This is a genomic window from Emticicia aquatilis (genome assembly GCF_014644295.1).
Taxonomy (GTDB): domain Bacteria; phylum Bacteroidota; class Bacteroidia; order Cytophagales; family Spirosomataceae; genus Emticicia; species Emticicia aquatilis.
Window position 1 is genome coordinate 155270 of record NZ_BMKK01000004.1, and the last position, 18954, is coordinate 174223.

18 protein-coding genes are annotated in these 18954 nt (G+C 36.9%); 12 read left to right on the forward strand and 6 right to left on the reverse strand.

The genetic code is table 11. The features are described from left to right. Positions 1-25: 25 nt before the first annotated feature. Entirely contained in the window at positions 26-2569 is a 2544-nt protein-coding gene (locus IEX65_RS10780) for an ATP-dependent Clp protease ATP-binding subunit (RefSeq protein WP_188766069.1), read from the reverse strand. Between the two features lie 219 nt (positions 2570-2788). Then, the gene (locus IEX65_RS10785; RefSeq protein WP_188766070.1) at positions 2789-3430 is read right to left on the reverse strand and encodes a WbqC family protein; all 642 of its coding nucleotides are present in this window, start codon (positions 3428-3430) and stop codon (positions 2789-2791) included. 113 nt (positions 3431-3543) lie between these two features. On the opposite strand from IEX65_RS10785, the gene IEX65_RS10790 reads away from it, so the two are divergent. Further along, entirely contained in the window at positions 3544-6840 is a 3297-nt protein-coding gene (locus IEX65_RS10790) for an OmpA family protein (protein ID WP_188766071.1), read from the forward strand. A 37-nt stretch (positions 6841-6877) separates the two neighbouring features. Here the strand turns inward: IEX65_RS10790 and IEX65_RS10795 are convergent, their stop codons facing one another. From IEX65_RS10795 to truA, 3 genes are read right to left on the reverse strand one after another with little or no spacing between them, the layout of a single operon-like run. Then, the gene (locus IEX65_RS10795; RefSeq protein ID WP_188766072.1) at positions 6878-7834 is read right to left on the reverse strand and encodes an L-threonylcarbamoyladenylate synthase; all 957 of its coding nucleotides are present in this window, start codon (positions 7832-7834) and stop codon (positions 6878-6880) included. Next, positions 7834-8307, reverse strand: a complete 474-nt coding sequence (locus IEX65_RS10800; RefSeq protein WP_188766073.1) for a GNAT family N-acetyltransferase — start codon at positions 8305-8307, stop codon at positions 7834-7836. Before IEX65_RS10800 ends, IEX65_RS10795 begins: the two co-directional genes overlap by 1 nt. Before the next feature lie 3 nt (positions 8308-8310). Further along, a complete protein-coding gene (truA, locus tag IEX65_RS10805) occupies positions 8311-9045 on the reverse strand; it encodes a tRNA pseudouridine(38-40) synthase TruA (RefSeq protein WP_188766074.1) in 735 nt (244 codons plus the stop codon). A gap of 385 nt (positions 9046-9430) precedes the next feature. Here truA and IEX65_RS10810 point away from each other — a divergent pair, with 385 nt between their 5' ends. The 5 genes from IEX65_RS10810 (at position 9431) to lepB (ending at position 13874) form a co-directional block, all read left to right on the forward strand. Next, positions 9431-10213 carry a ParA family protein gene (locus IEX65_RS10810; protein ID WP_188766075.1) on the forward strand — a complete coding sequence of 261 codons (783 nt, stop codon included), beginning with the start codon at positions 9431-9433 and terminating at the stop codon, positions 10211-10213. Positions 10214-10297: 84 nt separating this feature from the next. Then, the gene (locus IEX65_RS10815; protein WP_188766076.1) at positions 10298-11233 is read left to right on the forward strand and encodes a ParB/RepB/Spo0J family partition protein; all 936 of its coding nucleotides are present in this window, start codon (positions 10298-10300) and stop codon (positions 11231-11233) included. Positions 11234-11315: 82 nt separating this feature from the next. Next, positions 11316-11936: a DUF5683 domain-containing protein gene (locus IEX65_RS10820; protein ID WP_188766077.1), complete on the forward strand. Its 621-nt coding sequence runs from the start codon at positions 11316-11318 to the stop codon at positions 11934-11936. A gap of 29 nt (positions 11937-11965) precedes the next feature. Then, a complete protein-coding gene (gene dapB, locus IEX65_RS10825) occupies positions 11966-12685 on the forward strand; it encodes a 4-hydroxy-tetrahydrodipicolinate reductase (protein WP_188766078.1) in 720 nt (239 codons plus the stop codon). 49 nt (positions 12686-12734) lie between these two features. After that, the gene (gene lepB / locus IEX65_RS10830; protein ID WP_188766079.1) at positions 12735-13874 is read left to right on the forward strand and encodes a signal peptidase I; all 1140 of its coding nucleotides are present in this window, start codon (positions 12735-12737) and stop codon (positions 13872-13874) included. Between the two features lie 85 nt (positions 13875-13959). On the opposite strand, the gene ung is transcribed toward lepB, so the two are convergent. Then, positions 13960-14625 carry a uracil-DNA glycosylase gene (ung, locus tag IEX65_RS10835; RefSeq protein ID WP_188766080.1) on the reverse strand — a complete coding sequence of 222 codons (666 nt, stop codon included), beginning with the start codon at positions 14623-14625 and terminating at the stop codon, positions 13960-13962. Positions 14626-14805: 180 nt separating this feature from the next. Between ung and apaG the strand changes: the two genes are divergently transcribed. The 6 genes from apaG to IEX65_RS10865 all read left to right on the forward strand — a co-directional run bounded on the left by apaG (position 14806) and on the right by IEX65_RS10865 (position 18937). Further along, positions 14806-15195, forward strand: a complete 390-nt coding sequence (apaG, locus tag IEX65_RS10840) for a Co2+/Mg2+ efflux facilitator ApaG/CorD (protein WP_188766081.1) — start codon at positions 14806-14808, stop codon at positions 15193-15195. 156 nt (positions 15196-15351) lie between these two features. Continuing rightward, entirely contained in the window at positions 15352-16752 is a 1401-nt protein-coding gene (gene fumC / locus IEX65_RS10845; RefSeq protein WP_188766082.1) for a class II fumarate hydratase, read from the forward strand. Positions 16753-16809: 57 nt separating this feature from the next. After that, positions 16810-17148, forward strand: a complete 339-nt coding sequence (locus tag IEX65_RS10850) for a tRNA-binding protein (protein ID WP_188766083.1) — start codon at positions 16810-16812, stop codon at positions 17146-17148. Positions 17149-17217: 69 nt separating this feature from the next. Continuing rightward, on the forward strand, positions 17218-17652 hold the full coding sequence (locus IEX65_RS10855) for an HYC_CC_PP family protein (protein WP_188766084.1): 435 nt from the start codon (positions 17218-17220) through the stop codon (positions 17650-17652). Between the two features lie 74 nt (positions 17653-17726). Then, a complete protein-coding gene (locus tag IEX65_RS10860; RefSeq protein WP_188766085.1) occupies positions 17727-18314 on the forward strand; it encodes an AraC family transcriptional regulator in 588 nt (195 codons plus the stop codon). A gap of 65 nt (positions 18315-18379) precedes the next feature. Beyond that, the gene (locus IEX65_RS10865; RefSeq protein ID WP_308424953.1) at positions 18380-18937 is read left to right on the forward strand and encodes a heavy metal-binding domain-containing protein; all 558 of its coding nucleotides are present in this window, start codon (positions 18380-18382) and stop codon (positions 18935-18937) included. The last annotated feature ends 17 nt before the right edge of the window (positions 18938-18954 follow it).

Here is an 18954-nt window from a genome sequence, read left to right on the forward strand (position 1 = left end):
GCTATTCACAAGATAAATTCTTGTATTATTGATTATTTTCGATTGACTCTTCCTTTTTGGTTCTTCCAAACGACAGTGTGTCACCCTCGCCGCTGTAATCAACCAAAATAGTATCGCCTTCTTGAACATCACCTTTCAAGATTTCCTCTGCCAATGGGTCTTCAACATATTTTTGAATCGCACGATTCAATGGTCTTGCACCGTATTGTTGGTCATAACCTTTTTCTGCTAAGAAATCTTTTGCTTTCTCGGTCAATTCGATATTGTAGCCAATATTTGTGATACGGGCAATTAAACGACCAAGTGCGATGTCGATGATTTTATGAATATCTTCACGACTCAATGAGTTGAATACAATTACATCATCCAAACGGTTCAAGAATTCAGGCGAGAAGGTTTTCTTCAAAGCATTCTGAATTGTACTTTTCACCATTTCATCTTGATTATCAGTACGTGATTTAGTTGCAAAACCAATTCCTGTACCGAAATCTTTCAAGTCACGAACCCCAATGTTTGAAGTCATGATTATAATTGTATTACGGAAGTCAACACGGCGACCAAGACTATCTGTCAAGATACCATCATCAAGCACTTGCAACAAGATATTGTACACATCTGGGTGAGCTTTTTCAATCTCATCGAGCAATACTACCGAATATGGTTTTCTACGAATTTTCTCAGTCAATTGACCGCCTTCTTCGTAGCCAACGTATCCTGGAGGTGCTCCAACCAAACGAGAGATACTGAATTTCTCCATATATTCACTCATGTCAATTCTTACTAAGGCATCTTCTTTATCGAAAAGATACGTGGCAAGAGTTTTGGCAAGTTCGGTTTTACCAACCCCAGTTGGGCCTAAGAAAATAAACGAACCAATTGGTTTTTTAGGGTCTTTCAAGCCAACACGAGTACGTTGAATTGATTTTACGAGTTTTTCAACGGCAGGGTCTTGACCTACGATTCTGCCACGGAGTGCATCACCCATATTCAAGATTTTCTCGCCATCATTCATGTTCACTCGCTTCACCGGAATTCCCGTCATCATCGCTATCACATCACCTACGTTGTCTTCGGTTACTGTGTAGCGTTTAGTTTTGGCTTCTTCCTCCCAAGCAATTTTTGCTTTGTCGAGTTGTTCTAAAAGTTTTTTCTCACGGTCACGGAGTTGAGCTGCTTCTTCATAGCGTTGGCTCTTCACCACCTGATTTTTCTCTTTTTTGATTAACTCAACTTGCTCTTCTAAGAAAAGAATATCTTGTGGAACTGAAATATTATTGATGTGTACTCTTGCACCAACCTCATCTAATACATCAATGGCTTTATCCGGAAGGTAGCGGTCAGTGATATATCTTTCCGATAATTTTACTGCTGCCTCTAAAGCATCTGGTGTATAGCTTACGTGGTGGTGGTCTTCGTACTTATCCTTGATATTATTCAAGATTTCTATGGTTTCGTCGATTGAAGTTGCTTCTACCATTACCATTTGGAAACGACGGGCCAAAGCACCATCTTTCTCGATATATTGACGATACTCATCAAGCGTTGTGGCACCAATACATTGGATGTCGCCACGGGCTAAAGCTGGCTTAAACATATTTGAGGCATCGAGCGAGCCACTTGCACCTCCTGCACCTACTATCGTATGAATTTCGTCGATGAATAAAATCACATCTGGTGATTTCTCTAACTCATTCATTACTGCTTTCATTCTTTCTTCAAACTGGCCACGGTATTTTGTACCAGCCACCAATGAAGCCAAATCAAGCGTTACAACACGTTTTCCGAATAAAATTCTTGAAACTTTTTTCTGCACAATTCTGAGTGCCAAACCTTCGGCAATAGCAGTTTTACCAACACCAGGCTCACCAATCAAAATTGGGTTATTTTTCTTACGTCTCGAAAGAATTTGAGCTACACGCTCAATTTCTTTTTCACGTCCTACAATCGGGTCGAGTTTACCGGCTTCGGCAAATTTGGTTAGGTCACGTCCGAAGTTATCTAAAACAGGAGTTTTAGATTTCTCTGGATTTTTCTGTTCTCCTTTTTGCTGAGAATACCCACCAGTGCCACCGCCGAAAATTCTTTCATCGTCATCATCAGTCTCTGGACGTTCCATCACAGGTTTCTGACCGGTTAGTTGATACTCAAGCATTTCTTTAGTCTGTTCGTAATTAAGGTGGAATTTTTGTAAAATCTGTCCACCGAGGTTATCGCCGTCACGCAAAATGGCCAACAGCAAATGCTCAGTACCTATCAATTGTGATTTAAAGATTTTGGCCTCTAAATGGGTGATTTTCAAAACTTTTTCAGACTGGCGAGTAAGCGGAATATTCGCCAAGTTTTTAATATTGTTGGTTGCAGTGCCTTTTGTGGCCTGCTCAATAGTGATGCGTAGTTCGTCGAGTTGTACGCCTGAATCTCTCAATAGATTTAGAGCAATTCCCTCACCATCTCTAATCATCCCCAAAATCAAGTGTTCGGTTCCGATGTAATCATGCCCCAGTCGAAGTGCTTCTTCACGAGCTAAGGTTATGATTTCTTTGACTTTCTGTGAAAATTTAGGCTCCATTTGAAATTAATGTAGAATGAAGAATGTAGAATGAAGTATTAATTCACAAACTACAATCAAAATATTTTTACAATTAAAACGAATTCAAACGAGAATAAGAAAAGATAGATTTTATTTGGTAAAATGTTTAGATTAAGAAAACATTCTACATTCTTAATTCTACATTCTTAATTCTACTATTTACGTTTTGCAATATAACGGATTATTAATAAAGTGTGTTCAAATCGACATAGATTTTTTTAAAATTTCTGTTGCTTGATTTCCACGACAAAATAATAAATCAATTATGGAGAGATTAGGCACAAATTCATTGCCAAAATTTTGCTGATATGGGCTTGGCAGATAAAATTGACTGCTATCTGATACTTTTTTAGGATTTATAAGATTTCTGGCATCAAAAACAGTCGAATTGGCTTCTTTTTCGTAAACTTCAGTCTGACGAATTGTCTTGCTCACCCTCAAAAGTTTCAGACACATTGTCAGCATTTCCAAGTTCAAATCCCATAAATACGTATGTTTTTTATCATAAATATTTCTGAAATAATCTGAATAAAACTCATAAAAAGGCGATTTTCCGTAAGCGGCACTGATGGTTCGCCAATGATTTATGTTCCATCTTTGGCTATAATCAATTTTCATGTCTTTAATCAAAATCTTCTTATTGCCATCAACAACTGGTACAATAAGCATTTCTGTTTTGTTAGAACCTAATATGTAGCAACGATTTCGATAGGACTGTTTGATGTAATTTTCGTTACATTCTAATATTATTTCGGAGAATGATTGGATGCAAGCAAAAAATTCAATGCTGGGCAAATATTGCAAATCAATCAAAACTGACTGTGTATCAAGTGTTTTCATTTGGCAAAAAAACATATTTTCAAAAAAATATACAATTCATTTTAGCAAAACAGTTAAAATGTATAGATTTTTTCTGAAATTTGTAATCAAACGCATACACTTTCCCAAAAAGCATGACGAGGATTATTACTTACTTATACTTACTGCTTGCATCCATCCATTTCGTAGTTTTGGATAGCACTTTTTTTGTCAACAAAACCAACACAACGACTTCATTTATTGAAATTCCACTCAATTTATCGGCAAAAGACAAACGTAATAACATTCAATTACAGCCTAAATTTACGGTAGTATCACTTACAGGCGGAAATGTGATTCCGTTGAAAGAAGTCGATGGACGTGTTACCGTAATGGTAAAAAGTGGTGAATCTTATAAAATAACAGCTCAACTCGACGGCTATCATACCAAAGAAAAAATACAAAATATTGCTGCTGACCAAGACAAAGAGGGCTTCAATGTTGTATTAGATATGGAGCCTCAGCCATCAGCAGCGTTGATTTTGAAAGCCATTGATGAGGCAACTGGTGATTATGTTGATGCTACTTTCACAATTACGGCAGGAGATAAGACATTTACTGGAAAAACAGGTAAAGGTATTCCGTATTTTAGAATGATAATCACCAAAGCTGATTTATATACGGTTGAGGTAACATCAAATAGCCATAAGCCAAAGCGAGAAAGTTTTGCATTGGAAGTAGGCGACCCTGCTCGCTCTTACAATAAAGAAATAAGACTCGAAAAGCCTGTTAATGGCGTTAAAATTTTAATTGTTGGAGATGATACAAAAAAAGTTCTGAAAGGTGTAAGCCTAAAAATTACGAACACAACCGACAACGTACTTTTCTTCGATAATCTTTTGCCAGAAGGTGAAGCGGTTGTAGAATTTGACCCCGCTAAAAAATATTCGGCTGCAATCGAACAGTCAGGTTACACGCCTCTAAAAATTGATTTAAAGGCAACTAATCAGAAGGAATACACCATTACGATGCCTTCTGAAAGTTTCTTTTCATTTGGGGCTTATGATAAACTTTCGGGCAAACGTCTTCCTGCAACATTCAAGATTTCCTATAAAGATAAAGTTCAAGAAATTCAAGGAACTACCGAGGCTGATATTAAATTCAAACCAACCGAAGGCGGTATCTACACTGTTGAGGTAAGCCACCCAAATTATACCACTAAAAAGGAGCCTTTTAATTTAGAGAATTTAAGTGCAGGTAAATTAAGCCATAAAATTATGCTCGAAAGTACGGTGGATGAATACATTATCTTGGTTTCTGATGCTGAAGACAAGCAGTTAATTCAAGGGGCTGATGTAAAGATTTTCGATGATTTGAAACAGCCAATTCCTGTAAAACTCAATGCAAAAACGGGCGAATACAAAATAGTTTTAGAAAAAAATAAAGACTATTTCCAACAGATTGAGGCAAATGGGTACATGAAACAAACTGGTACGCTTCAACGTAGTTCAAGCAAATTGATTGGAATTAGTATGCAGAAAGTATTCCAAACTGTTTTTTATTCGGCTATTGATGGAATAACAAAAAAGCCAATCGAAGCTAAATATAAACTGATGCGTGCCGCACAAGAACCACTTATTGGAACCTCGGATGCCACTAAACAGTATAAAATAGACCTTTATCCACAGAAAAACTATACACTCGAAATCTCAGCCGATGGCTACAAGACGTTAACAGAAACCCCTGCATTTTCTGCAACCAACAAAGAAGGCACTAAGGTTGTTGAGCTTCAAAAAGATGCTTATACATTTACTTTTAAAGTTGTAGATGCTCAGAAGAAACAAGCTATCAATGCAGCCAAACTTTCTATCATAAATCTGAAAGATAGCCAGCCCATTGGCACAACGAATGATAAGAATACTTTCACAGTAAGCCTTCCGATTTCAGGAAGTTACTCTGTTACGGTAGATGCTGAAGGCTACGAAAAATCTACGCAAAACATTGATGCAAAAGCATTGGCTTCGAGTAGTTTATTTGAGCAAGAAATTCCGCTATTTAAAAATGCTTTTGATAAAATAAAATTAATGGTGCAAGATGAAGATAAAGGAGGCAATGTTGCCAATGCGAATCTTCGGGTTTTTAATGCCAATAACGAACCCATAGCTATTGTGGCCAATCCGCTCTCTGCAGAATGGCTGGCTGAACTGAAAAACGACGAGTCATATAGCGTTGAGATAAAAGCAGAAGGGTATGTACCTTATCGTGGAACACTTCCGAAAAGTCCGTCGAATAAAACGGTTAAGTTAAAAATCAAAAAAGTCCCAACCGAAGATATTATTTTTTCTCCGATTGATGCTTTAACCAAGAAAGGTATTGTTTCGGAATTTAAAATTACTACAAACGGCGAAGTAATAAACGGTACACTCATGCAAGGGGGAACTCGCATGAAAGCGACTTTGAGTCAAGATAAAAACTATGAATTAGAACTAAATGCTAACGGATATACTATTTTTAAAGATGCAGTAAATCTTGCATCGGCAATAAATGGTATAGTGACAATTGCACTAAAGAAAGAGGCTTATGGGTTTAATTTTAAGGCATTGGATTCTAAAAACAAACAACCGATTCCAAATGTTAAACTGAAATTGACCGACGAAGCAAATCAGTCAGTAACGGCAAAATTTGCAATCGAATCACAAGATTTTCAAGCAAACCTTCTACCTGATAAAAAATATAATATGGAGGTTGAAGCTCCGGGTTATGAAGTTTACGCTGAAACTGTTGATGTAAGTTCACTCGCCTCCACTTCTGACTTCAAGCGTGATATTTTCATGATGAAAAAAGAAGTTGAAAAGAAACCAGAGCCTAAACCTGAGCCTAAAAAAGAAGAACCAAAGCCAATAGAAAAGAAGCTTGAACCTGTAAAAGTCCCCGAAAAAAAGGTAGAAGTTGCCGTAACAACACCTGAAAAACCAGTAGAAAAAAAACCAGAGCCTGCTCCAAAAAAGGTAGAAAAGAAAGAAGAAAAGGTCTATGTTGATAATGCAACAGTTATTACTGACGAAGATTTTAAGGTAAAAGTTGAGATTTTTGAAAATTTAGGTGTTGGAAAAAGATTTAGATTGAGTAATTTGTATTTTGAGCAAAGTAGTTCACAAATCAAGCCACAGTCATTTCCTCAACTTGATAAGTTGGTTAATACTATGAAACTTAACCCAAAAGTTAAACTTGAAATTGTAGGATACACCGATAACAATGGTGACCCACGTCTAAACTTAGCTTTATCGCATTTTAGAGCAACGGTTGTATCAAACTACCTATTCAATAAAGGCGTAGCAGCCAACCGAATTAAAGCAATCGGCAAAGGACAAGACGAGCCAATTGCTCCGAATGATACCGAAGAAAATCGTACTAAAAACCGTAGAGTAGAGTTTGTAATTACGGAGAACTAAAAATATAATGCCAAGATAAAACAACGACCCTTGAAATCTATTCTTGGGTCGTTGCTCTTTTTATGCGGTCGTTGATTGCACGACCCAAGCCTTTTTCAGGAAGTAAATCGGTATAAATTTTATCAAAGCCACGAGCATCAAGCAAACGCATATAGGCAAATAAATGCTTAGCAGCTTCGTTCAAATCTCCTGCGGGAGAGAGTAAAAGTTGGTTTTCCTGTGGAATTGAGGTATGAAATTTATCAAAGCCTAAATAACCAATTAGTTTTGTATCCTCATGTGCCAATAACAAATCACCAGTAAACAATAACTGAGTACGTGGTGCATAATGACTTTTGAGCATTCCCGGAGCTTTCGGGTTTGACGACGAATGCTCTTCGATTCTAACCTTTCCTACAATCGCTTCAATTTCTTCAATTGCTAATCCTCCTTTGCGTAGCACTACTATTTCACCATCAAAAAAACCAATTATCGAAGATTCAATTCCAACTTTACATTCACCTCCATCCAAAATATACTTAATTTTATCTCCAAGCTGATTATCAACGTGTTGTGCCGAAGTTGGCGAAATATATCCGAACGGATTGGCACTCGGTGCGGCCAATGGAAAATCTAAGTTTTCGAGTAATTGTAAAGCCAACGGATGATTGGGAATTCTAACCGCAACCGTGTCAAGTCCAGAAGTTACCAAATCAGAAATAACATCTTTTTTGGGCAAAAGCAGTGTAAGCGGGCCAGGCATAAAATGTTTGGCCAGTAATTGAGCTTTCTCGGGAATTTCACTCACAAATTCATGCACACGCTCAATGCTTGATGTATGCACAATGAGCGGGTCGAAAGTTGGTCTGTTTTTGACCGTAAAAATCTTGGTTATGGCCTCAGTATTATAAGCATTACCCGCCAAACCATAGACAGTTTCGGTCGGCATTCCAATCACCTCACCCGACTTTAGTATCTCAATTGCTTCTTTTATATCTTTTCCTATAACTGCCATCAAACTAATTCCTTTTCAAAATAAACAATATCGGGTTCTGGATTAAAATTATAAGGTTGTGTTTCGCTAAAACCCATCGCAGCATAAAGATAATTGGCCGACTGTAATCGTTTTAAAGTATCTAATTTCATTGTTTGGTAGCCTTTGATTTTGGCTTCTTCCATCAATCTATTAGCCAACATTTTACCGAGTCCAAGACCTTGAAATTCAGGTTTTACGAACAAACGTTTCATTTCACAAACGCCTTCTTCAAGTTTCCAAAGTGCAATACAGCCAGCTGGTTGGTCATTTACTTTTGCTAAAAAAATCGCACCTTCAGGCTCGGCATATTTAGCAGGAAGTTTGGCCAACTCATTCTCGAAGTCTTGAAAATCAAGATTTACTTGCAAAAATTCAATATACTCTCTGAATAGTTGCTTGACATCTTCCAAGTCCTGATGGCTGCTTATTTTATTTATTTCAATCTTCACCATTTTCTAAAAATTATATCCTACCTCCATCAAAGTCAATCCTTCGGGTGGCACTGCCCTACCCGCTTTGTTTCTATCCTTAGAAAGTATGACTTGCTCAAAATCTTCTAAACTCAATTTTCCCAAACCTACCTCAAGCATCGTTCCTACGATTGCCCTCACCATTCCTCGCAAAAACCTATCTGCCTTTATATGAAACAACAAAAAAGAACCTTGTTGTTCCCAGTATGCAAACTCAATCCTGCAATTGAAGGTCTGCACACCGGTTTTCACTTTACTAAAACACTGATAATCAATATATTTTTTCATTATTTCACCAGCGGCATTCATTGACGCTATGTCAAGTCTTGGTTTGTAGAAATAAGCCAATTCATGCCAAAATGGGTTTTTCTCTTGCAAAATTCGGTAAAGATAACGCCTATGTGTTGCATCGAATCTTGAATGAAAATCATCAGCCACCAATTTGATTTGTTTGATAGCAATACCTCTTGGTAAAATCCCATTCATGCCATTAACCAGCCTTCCGAGGTCATTGATGCCCTCTTCAACATCGAAATGAGCATATTGTTGAGCAGCATGTACGCCCGTATCGGTTCTACTACTTCCCGTAATATCTACTTTTCTTTTAAGGATTGTTGAAAGACCTTTTTCGATACATTCTTGCACACTAATGGCATCGGGTTGAATCTGCCAGCCATGAAAATCAGTGCCTTTGTATGAGCATTCTATTAAATATCGCATCTACAAAGATAATTATGATTTATGAATTACGATTGACGAATCTTGATTAAAATGTCATTTCGCTATAATTCAAACTTATTTTACTCCTTCAAAACTTCACTCAAGCAGTTTATTGATATTTTTTATTGAAAAATATTACACACAATTTTCTTAGGAAAATCAAAAAAACGCCACACAAAAACACAAACTATAAGCAGCTAACTATCAGATATTTACACGAATAAATTCTTAATTCTCAATTCTTAATTCTTAATTCAAAGAGCTTTTTCTTATCAACAATCTTATCCACATCGTGGAACATTTTACCCACAGCGTGGAACATTTAATTGTTTATTAACATTAAAAGTCAGATATTTGAGGCAGTAATTTTCTCTAACCACAAGAAATGGGAAAAATAATAGCAATTGCCAATCAAAAAGGTGGTGTAGGCAAAACCACAACCACAATTAACCTTGCAGCCAGTTTGGCTGCTCTCGAATTTCGTACGCTCATTATTGATGCCGACCCGCAAGCGAATGCTACATCGGGCTTAGGGTTTAACCCCAAAGAAGTCGAAAACAGTATTTATGAATGTATGGTCGATGATATCCGTCCACGTGATATTATCATCGAAACCGATTTCCCAAACCTCGATTTACTGCCATCGCACATCGACTTGGTTGGTGCCGAAATTGAGATGATTAACCTTCCGAAACGTGAAGAAAAAATGAAAGAATCGCTCATGGATGTAAAAGACATGTACGATTTTATCATAATCGACTGCTCGCCATCTTTGGGTTTAATCGTTATCAATAGTCTTACGGCTGCCGACTCGGTTATTGTACCCGTGCAATGCGAATACTTTGCTTTAGAAGGACTCGGAAAGTTATTGAATACCATCAAGATTATTCAACAACGCCTCAACCCTGCCCTCACGATTGAAGGTATTTTATTGACGATGTACGATTTGAGAGTTCGCCTTTCTAACCAAGTAGTGCATGAAGTAACGACTCACTTTAGAAATATGGTGTTTCAGACGCTCATTCCTCGAAACATCCGTCTTTCGGAGTCGCCGAGTTATGGTGTTCCTGCTTTAGCACAAGATGCCGATAGTAAAGGTGCGATTAGTTACTTGAACCTTGCTCGTGAGATTTTGGTAAAAAATGGTAAACTCGGACAGGATAACTAAGAAAATTCTATTCACAAACGACAAAACAACAATGAAGATAGGTTTTGAAATACCAAAACTTTTTCTTCATTAACAATAGTATATATGGAGCCTAAGGTAGCAAACACAAAGAAGAGCATGACTGGACTCGGAAGAGGTCTGGGAGCATTGCTGTCTGATTCGGGTTCGGAGAAGGGTTCGGAAAAAAGTTTTGAAACCCCTGTACCACGCCGAATGGAAGCCATGAGTTCGATGCACGAAATCATGATTGAGTCGGTAGAAACAAATCCATTTCAACCACGTACACACTTCGACCAAGAAGCTTTACAAGAATTGGCCGAGTCAATTAAGGTTTTAGGTATTATTCAGCCAATTACAGTTAAAGAAGCAAGCCCAGGAAAATATACGCTTATCTCAGGAGAGCGTCGTTTACAGGCTTCAAAACTGGCTGGATTCACGAAAATACCTGCGTATATCCGCACGGCCAACGACCAACAGATGCTCGAAATGGCCCTCATCGAAAACATTCAGCGTGAAAACCTGAATGCCATCGAGATTGCCCTCAGTTATCACCGTTTGTTGAGCGAGTTTCAATTGAAACAAGAAGAGTTGGGAGATAGAGTTGGAAAAAACCGTACGACAGTAAATAATTATTTGAGACTCTTGAAACTGCCCGACGTGATTCAGGCAGCAGTTAGAGATAGCGAGATTTCGATGGGTCATGCACGTGCATTGATTAATATTGATAATCACGAAACACAGATAAAACTTTTCAATAAGATTGTTCAAGAAAACTGGTCAGTAAGAAAAGTTGAAGACGAAGTAAGAAGATTGACGTTGATTATCCCTGAAGAAGGAAAAGTGACACGTCAGGTAACTATAAAACAAGAGATTTCATCTTTACAGTTTAGATTACAAGGCTATTTCGGAACGAAAGTTTTGGTTAAAGCCGATGATAAACACAAGGGTGAAATCAAGATTCCGTTTACTTCAAAAGAAGAACTCGACAGAATCCTTAATGCAATTAAAGTTAACGAGTAATTCGTTAAGGAATGTTAAATACTTGGTTTTCTGATACTTACCTAAACCAGTAGGCGTTATTAAACCAAAAATTTAAAACATAATGATAAGGATTTTAATCGTCTTATGCTTGATTTCGAGTACAGCCTTCGCCCAAAAGCTTGATACTGCCAAAGTTTTAAGCACAACGAAAGCTGTAATTGATACAACAAAGAAGAAAAGTTTTTTGAAAAATATCGTCAAAACCGACTCTTCAAACAAAAGGAGTATTCCTCGAACTGTATTACTACGCTCTTTGATACTTCCAGGTTGGGGACAAGCTACTAATAGACAATATTGGGTAATACCTATTGTTTACGGTGCAGCGGCGGGCGGTATCTATGCTATTTGGTGGAATAACGACAAATACAAATTCTACAAAAGTTATTTAGCACAAATCGTTATTGATAAAAAAACTGAGGTATATATTCCTGTCAATGGTGAATTACGTGGACCTTTTGTCCAAACACAGATTGAGCCAGCAGTAAAAGCGTACCATCGCCAACGTGACTTATCATGGATTGCATTGGCAGCAGGCTGGACTTTGCAGGCAATTCAAGCCAATGTCTCGGCACACTTAAAAGGTTTTGATATGAGCGATGATATTTCGCTAAAATTTGAACCTTCTATTGAGTCTTCATCATTCGGAGCATCCGCTGGTGTAAAACTTAGATTAAACTTTTAATTATTTCAAATAAATTACAAGCTGGAAGTATGCGAATTGCACTTTTAGGGTATGGAAAAATGGGTAAAGTAATCGAGCAGATTGCTTTACAACGTGGTCATGAGATTTCGGCAAAAATAGATGTGAGTAATCGCACAGAGATTTTAGCACTTAGCCGTGAAAACACCGATGTTGTTATTGAGTTTAGTTCGCCAGAATCGGCCTATGGAAACTTAAAATATTGCATGGAATTTGGAATTCCAACGGTATGCGGAACAACGGGTTGGCTTCAACATAAACCTGAAATCGAAAAGCTTTGCGTCGAAAACAAGGCAGCGTTTTTCTATGCTTCGAATTATAGTATTGGTGTAAACCTTTTCTTTGAGCTAAATAAAACATTGGCTCGTTTGATGAATCCATACAAGGAATTTAAAGTTTCTACTAATGAGATTCACCACACTGAGAAAAAAGATGCTCCAAGTGGTACGGCTATCACATTGGCTGAAGGTATCATTGATAATTTGACTGATAAAACTACTTGGATAAACAACCAAATTGCGGCAGAAAATGAAGTACCCATTTGGTCGTCGAGAGAAGGAAAAGTTCCAGGAACACATACTGTAAAATATATTTCCGACGTTGACCAAATAGAAATTACTCATATTGCACACAGCCGTCATGGGTTTGCACTCGGAGCGGTTATTGCGGCCGAATGGCTCAATGACAAACAAGGAGTATTTGGAATGAATGACCTTTTGGGATTGAAATAACGATTCAAAATAACCTTAAATAGATTCTAAAGTATTAAAAACTATATCAATGGCAGAAGTACAAACTAATACAAAACCAAAAAAGAAAAAATCAGCTATTAGAGAATGGTGGGATTCGGTGTTATTTGCAGTTGTTGCGGCTACACTCATTAGATGGATGTTTTTAGAAGCTTACACAATTCCAACGGCTTCGATGGAAAAAAGCTTATTAATCAATGACTTTCTTTTTGTAAGTAAACTGCACTACGGTTCTCGTACTCCAAAAACTATCTTGCAGGTTCCGCTTACGCACCAAAAAATTTGGTTTACTGATATTCCTTCGTATTCAGACCTAATTCAATTACCACAATTCCGTTTACCAGGATTTACTTCTGTAAAAAACAATGATGTAGTGGTTTTCAATTATCCAGGTTGCCCAGAGCGTCCCGACGAATTTGGTGGTTTTGACAAATATCCTGTCGATTTACGTACCAACTATATCAAACGTTGCGTAGGTATTGCAGGCGATGTGCTCGAAGTGCGTGATGGCCAAGTATTTATCAATGGTAAAATGTCGGATAATCCAGAAAAGATGCAAATGGAATATGCCATTGAAACCAATACGCAAGTAAACGAAAAGATTTTCAAGAAATACGAAATCACTGAGTTTGAGCAAGATATGCGAATGACAGATAAAACTATTTATTATGTTACGGCATCGGCTAAGGCAGTGAATGAAATGAAAGGTTTGGATTTTGTAAAAAGTGTTACTCCAATGATAATGGCCAAAGGAGACACAACCGATACAAGATTCCCTACGTTCCCACATAATACTCGTTTATTCCCTTTCAATCGTGACAATTATGGCCCGATTACGATTCCGAAAAAAGGTATGACCGTGACTTTGGACGAGAAAAACATTGCTCTTTACAAAGGTATTATTACTACTTTTGATGGAAACGAAAATGCAAAATATGAAAATGGTAGAATCTTGATTGATGGAAAGCCTATCACATCATATACTTTCAAGCAAGACTATTTCTTCATGATGGGAGATAATCGTCATGGCTCTGATGACTCTCGTTTTTGGGGATTTGTACCCGAAGACCACATCGTAGGAAAAGCAGTATTTATTTGGATGTCAATCGACAGCGAAGGAAGTTTCTTAAACAAAATCCGTTGGAGCAGATTGTTCTCAATAATTAGATAATAGTTACTGGGGAATTGGTTACTGGATATTCGTAATCAATTCCCCAAAAACAAGTTTACTAATAACTAATTGACCAATAACTATTTTACCATTCAATTTCAGCAACTCCCCTACCTCTCAAATAATTATTGGCTTGGCTAAAATGCTTATTGCCAAACCATCCACCAAAATTAGCCGACATTGGTGATGGGTGTTTTGATTTCAACACAAAATGCTTTTTGGTATCAATAATCTTACCTTTATCCTGAGCATATTTTCCCCAAAGCATAAATACAACACCTTCTTTTTCATCATTGATACATTGTATTACGGCATCAGTAAATTGCTCCCAACCTTTATTTTGGTGAGAACCCGCACTTGCTGCTTGCACCGTCAGTGTTGAATTTAATAAAAGCACACCTTGCTCGGCCCAACGCTCAAGATTACCACTTTTCGGAAACGGCACACCCAAATCATCATTTAGTTCTTTAAAGATATTAATCAGCGATGGCGGAAAAGTAACCCCATCATTTACCGAAAAACTCAGTCCATTGGCTTGGCGAGGGCCATGATAAGGGTCTTGACCAAGAATCACTACCCGAGTTTTATCAAATGGACATTTATCAAAAGCATTGAAAATCAAACTTCCGGGTGGGTAACAAACCGCACTTTTATAAGCAGCTTTTACAAATGTTATCAAGCTCTCAAAATAAGGTTTTTCAAATTCTTTTTTTAATCTAACTTTCCAGCTTTCTTCGATTTTCACATCCATACAATAAAAAAAATAAGTTGATTTAAATATTTTCTGTATTTTTACTTCGTTAAATTAATAAAAATATACTTTTTGTATCCGTTAAACAAGTTTTGGCAAATTTAATACAATTAAATATCATTTAAGCCTTAACTTGCGATGCAAATCCCTCGATTATTACAAAACCTATACAAAAACACTATGACAACAACTGCTGTAACTGCTGGTGTTAAAGTAACAGTAAAAACGGAATATCAGCCTTCGTATTCAAACCCACTTCAAGAACATTTTGTTTTTACCTATCGAATTTGTATCGAAAATAATAGTGAAAACACAGTTCAATTGCTGCGTCGTCAATGGTTCATTTTTGATACTAATGGCACTGTAAGAGAAGTTGAAGGCGAAGGAGTTATCGGAGTTCAGCCAGTCTTAGAACCAGGCGAAGTCCACGAATATGTTTCGGGCTGCAATCTAAAAACTACCATTGGTAAAATGATGGGCAGCTACCTCATGGAACGAATGATTGATGGTAAACAGTTTTACGTTGAAATTCCAGAATTTAATCTGATTGTTCCTTATAGATTAAACTAAAGCAAAAAATACTATTCAAAGCACGGCCTCAACCGTGCTTTTTTTGTTTAAAATCGTAAAAAAAGTATAGTTTTTCAAAACTATATTCAATTCTAAGTTAATTTTGCGAAAACGATTAATTTTCAAAACACTCTTATTTATAATTAACAACAAATCATGCAATACAGAATAGAAAAAGATACGATGGGCGAGGTACAAGTACCTGCTGATGTATATTGGGGAGCTCAAACTCAACGCTCAATCGAAAACTTTAAGATAGCTCAGGACATTAATAAGATGCCAAAAGAAATCATCAAGGCATTTGCTTATTTAAAACACGGAGCTGCTTTGGCCAATAACGAATTAGGTGTTTTACCAAAAGAAAAAGCCGATTTGATTGGAACTGTATGTAATGAGATTTTGGCAGGAAAACTCGATGACCAATTCCCATTGGTTGTTTGGCAAACAGGCTCAGGTACGCAGTCGAACATGAACTGTAATGAGGTAATTGCCTACCGTGGACACGTATTACAAGGTGGAGATTTAGGTGACAAACAAAAGTTCTTACACCCAAATGATGATATAAATAAATCACAATCATCGAACGATACTTTCCCAACGGCTATGCACATTGCGGCATACAAAATGTTGATTGAAGTAACTATTCCGGGTATAGAAAAACTACGTGATACTTTGGCTGCGAAATCGGCTGAGTTTATGAACGTTGTAAAAATCGGACGTACTCACTTCATGGACGCAACACCATTGACAGTTGGGCAAGAGTTTTCAGGATATGTTTCGCAATTAAATCATGGTTTGAAAGCCATCAAAAATACCTTAGAACACCTTTCTGAATTAGCTCTTGGTGGAACTGCCGTTGGTACGGGTATCAATACTCCAGCTGGTTACTCTGAAGTTGTAGCAAAACATATCGCTAATTTAACTGGTTTGCCATTCATAACAGCCGAAAATAAATTTGAAGCATTGGCAGCCCACGATGCCATTGTTGAGGCTCACGGAGCATTGAAAACAGTAGCTGCAAGTTTGATGAAAATCGCAAATGACGTTCGTATGCTTTCTTCTGGCCCACGTGCAGGTATCGGCGAATTATTCATTCCTGATAACGAGCCAGGTTCTTCAATCATGCCAGGAAAAGTAAATCCAACACAATGTGAAGCTCTCACGATGATTGCTGCACAAGTAATGGGAAATGATGTGGCTATCAACTTTGGTGGTGCAATGGGTCATTTTGAATTGAATGTATTCAAACCAGTAATGATTTATAATTTCTTACACTCAGCACGTTTGATTGGCGAAGGTTGTGTTTCGTTCAATGATAAATGTGCCGTTGGAATTGCTCCACTTGAAGAAAATATCAAAAAACACGTAAACAACTCTTTGATGCTTGTAACCGCCCTCAATACTAAGATTGGCTATTACAAAGCAGCTGAGATTGCACAAACTGCTCATAAAAATGGTTCAACACTCAAAGAAACAGCTATCAGCTTAGGTTATTTAACAGCCGAAGAGTTTGACGAGTGGGTAAAACCAGAAGACATGGTTGGCAGCCTAAAATAAAATACATTACAGAAAGGACAGCCCTAAAAAGTTGTCCTTTCTTAATTTTTGAAAAGAATGGAAACTATCACTTGGCAAGATTTTGAAAAAGTAGAACTCCGTGCAGGTACAATTATAGAAGTAAATGATTTTCCTAAGGCTCGTAAACCCGCTTATAAATTATTGATAGATTTCGGAACTGAAATCGGAATCAAACGCTCTTCGGCCCAAATCACTAAACTCTACACAAAGGAAGAATTGCTTGGCAAACAAGTAATTTGTGTGACTAATTTTCCACCACGTCAAATCGCTGATTTTATGTCGGAAGTGCTTACAACTGGCTTTATTTTGGAAGATGGCGAAGTAGTTTTATCCGAACCACAACAAAAAGTACCAAATGGAAGTCTATTAGCATAAAATCATGAACTTTTTCTTGCTAATTTCGTTTATAAATTTATACATTTGTATATAATTTCAATCAAATCAATGAAAAAGGCTCTATTCCGCATATTTAATGTGTTGATGGCAGTAGTTGTGCTACTTAGTAGTACTGGCTTTGGTTTGGTTGAACACTCTTGCACCGTAAAAGGTAAACAAACATCTTTGCACAAAAGCGAAACAGCTTGTTGTAATAAAACTGCAAAAAAAGATAATTTACCGCAAAAAACTACAGTAAAGAAAGCGAAATGCTGCACTGAAGAAGAAAAATACGAAAACGTTGATTACTCTTCTTCGGCTTCTCAAAATGTAGCCAAATTCGTTCAAAAAGGCTTAGATTGGGTAAAAATTACTTTCATTTCGTTTGTCAAAGCAATTGTTGAAGATATTTTGAAAAACATATCTTCTAAAAATCAAGCATCATCTCCCCCACCATCAACTGGTAGAACCATTTTGGTTCAAAATCAATCATTTTTAATTTGAGTAAAATATTCTTAGCAAAATAATTAAGCCTCATTATTTAGTGGCTATGTTTTTCTATTGACTATTTTACAAAAATGAATCTACTCATCAAAAACATGGTGTGCAACCGTTGTATTCGTGTTGTACGTGAAGAACTCGAAAATCTTGGGTTGACTGTATCTAAAATAGACCTTGGATATGTTGAAATTGATGGAAACCCAAGCCAAGTTCTTTTAAACAATATTCGAGAATTATTAAAAAAAGAAGGGTTTGAAATAATCGAAGACCATCATACTGAAGTGGTTGAACACATCAAACGCTTGATAATTGACGAAATACATTGGAAAAAAGGCAAAAAACAAGAATCACAAAATTTTTCTGATTTTCTCGTAAAGAAAACAGGCTTTGAATATTCCTATTTAAGTTCTTTATTTTCTTCTCTCGAAAAAACTACCATAGAAAAATATATCATCAATCAAAAAATTGAACTAACCAAAGAGTTACTTTCTTATGGAGAGCAAAATCTTTCGGAAATCGCTTGGGGCTTAGGATACAGTAGCGTGGCCTATTTATCTAATCAATTTAAACAAATTGTAGGAATGACTCCGAGCGATTATAAAAAACAACACTTCAAAAATCGTTTAGCACTTGATGCAGTCAATAATGTTACAACAATCTCATAAAATTTTGTAACACTTAGATTGACCCGACCAACTACTTTTGTTTTATAAATTTAAACAAACAGAAAATGAAAACTTATAAAACAACTATCGCACTATTCATTGTGGTAATCGCTTTTATTCAATCGGTTGCATTTGCTCAAAACGCCAATTACAAGCATCAAATGATGAATATTGATAAAAATGGGACAATCAAGAAAGGTGGAGTTAAAGTTGGTCAGATTACGAAAGAGAATGTAGTCAATGACGCCAAAGGTAATAAAATAGCATATATTGATGGGCAAGGGAATTTGGTAGATGCCAATGGTAAGGTTATGGGGCGAATGGGTAAAGACGGTAAATCATACCACAACATTAATGGCGACTTGACATTTAGTGTAAAAGAAGAAGGCAACACTTGTAATATCTTTGATGCTTCTGGCAAAAAAATAGGTAATATTCATTCAAGTTATAAAGGAATGGCTTGTGTGCTTTATTGTTTTCAGAATGGAATGGATATGAAAGAACATACTAAAATGGATGGAGAAGGCAAATATGCTTGTCCGATGCACCCCGAAGTTACGGGTAAAGAAGGTGATAACTGTCCAAAATGCCACATGAAATTACACAAAGTATCAAAAAAATAATTTTGTTAAAATAGAGA

What these genes read in the sequence shown, in the direction of transcription:
- IEX65_RS10785 (WP_188766070.1), bottom strand. Translation starts at nt 3,430, where the DNA reads ATGAAAACACTTGATACACAGTCAGTTTTGATTGATTTGCAATATTTG.
- ung (WP_188766080.1), bottom strand. Translation starts at nt 14,625, where the DNA reads ATGGATGTGAAAATCGAAGAAAGCTGGAAAGTTAGATTAAAAAAAGAA.
- IEX65_RS10780 (WP_188766069.1), bottom strand. Translation starts at nt 2,569, where the DNA reads ATGGAGCCTAAATTTTCACAGAAAGTCAAAGAAATCATAACCTTAGCT.
- IEX65_RS10795 (WP_188766072.1), bottom strand. Translation starts at nt 7,834, where the DNA reads ATGGCAGTTATAGGAAAAGATATAAAAGAAGCAATTGAGATACTAAAG.
- IEX65_RS10860 (WP_188766085.1), top strand. Translation starts at nt 17,727, where the DNA reads ATGAATCTACTCATCAAAAACATGGTGTGCAACCGTTGTATTCGTGTT.
- IEX65_RS10810 (WP_188766075.1), top strand. Translation starts at nt 9,431, where the DNA reads ATGGGAAAAATAATAGCAATTGCCAATCAAAAAGGTGGTGTAGGCAAA.
- IEX65_RS10815 (WP_188766076.1), top strand. Translation starts at nt 10,298, where the DNA reads ATGGAGCCTAAGGTAGCAAACACAAAGAAGAGCATGACTGGACTCGGA.
- truA (WP_188766074.1), bottom strand. Translation starts at nt 9,045, where the DNA reads ATGCGATATTTAATAGAATGCTCATACAAAGGCACTGATTTTCATGGC.
- IEX65_RS10855 (WP_188766084.1), top strand. Translation starts at nt 17,218, where the DNA reads ATGAAAAAGGCTCTATTCCGCATATTTAATGTGTTGATGGCAGTAGTT.
- IEX65_RS10790 (WP_188766071.1), top strand. Translation starts at nt 3,544, where the DNA reads ATGACGAGGATTATTACTTACTTATACTTACTGCTTGCATCCATCCAT.
- IEX65_RS10820 (WP_188766077.1), top strand. Translation starts at nt 11,316, where the DNA reads ATGATAAGGATTTTAATCGTCTTATGCTTGATTTCGAGTACAGCCTTC.
- IEX65_RS10865 (WP_308424953.1), top strand. Translation starts at nt 18,380, where the DNA reads ATGAAAACTTATAAAACAACTATCGCACTATTCATTGTGGTAATCGCT.
- fumC (WP_188766082.1), top strand. Translation starts at nt 15,352, where the DNA reads ATGCAATACAGAATAGAAAAAGATACGATGGGCGAGGTACAAGTACCT.
- apaG (WP_188766081.1), top strand. Translation starts at nt 14,806, where the DNA reads ATGACAACAACTGCTGTAACTGCTGGTGTTAAAGTAACAGTAAAAACG.
- IEX65_RS10800 (WP_188766073.1), bottom strand. Translation starts at nt 8,307, where the DNA reads ATGGTGAAGATTGAAATAAATAAAATAAGCAGCCATCAGGACTTGGAA.
- IEX65_RS10850 (WP_188766083.1), top strand. Translation starts at nt 16,810, where the DNA reads ATGGAAACTATCACTTGGCAAGATTTTGAAAAAGTAGAACTCCGTGCA.
- dapB (WP_188766078.1), top strand. Translation starts at nt 11,966, where the DNA reads ATGCGAATTGCACTTTTAGGGTATGGAAAAATGGGTAAAGTAATCGAG.
- lepB (WP_188766079.1), top strand. Translation starts at nt 12,735, where the DNA reads ATGGCAGAAGTACAAACTAATACAAAACCAAAAAAGAAAAAATCAGCT.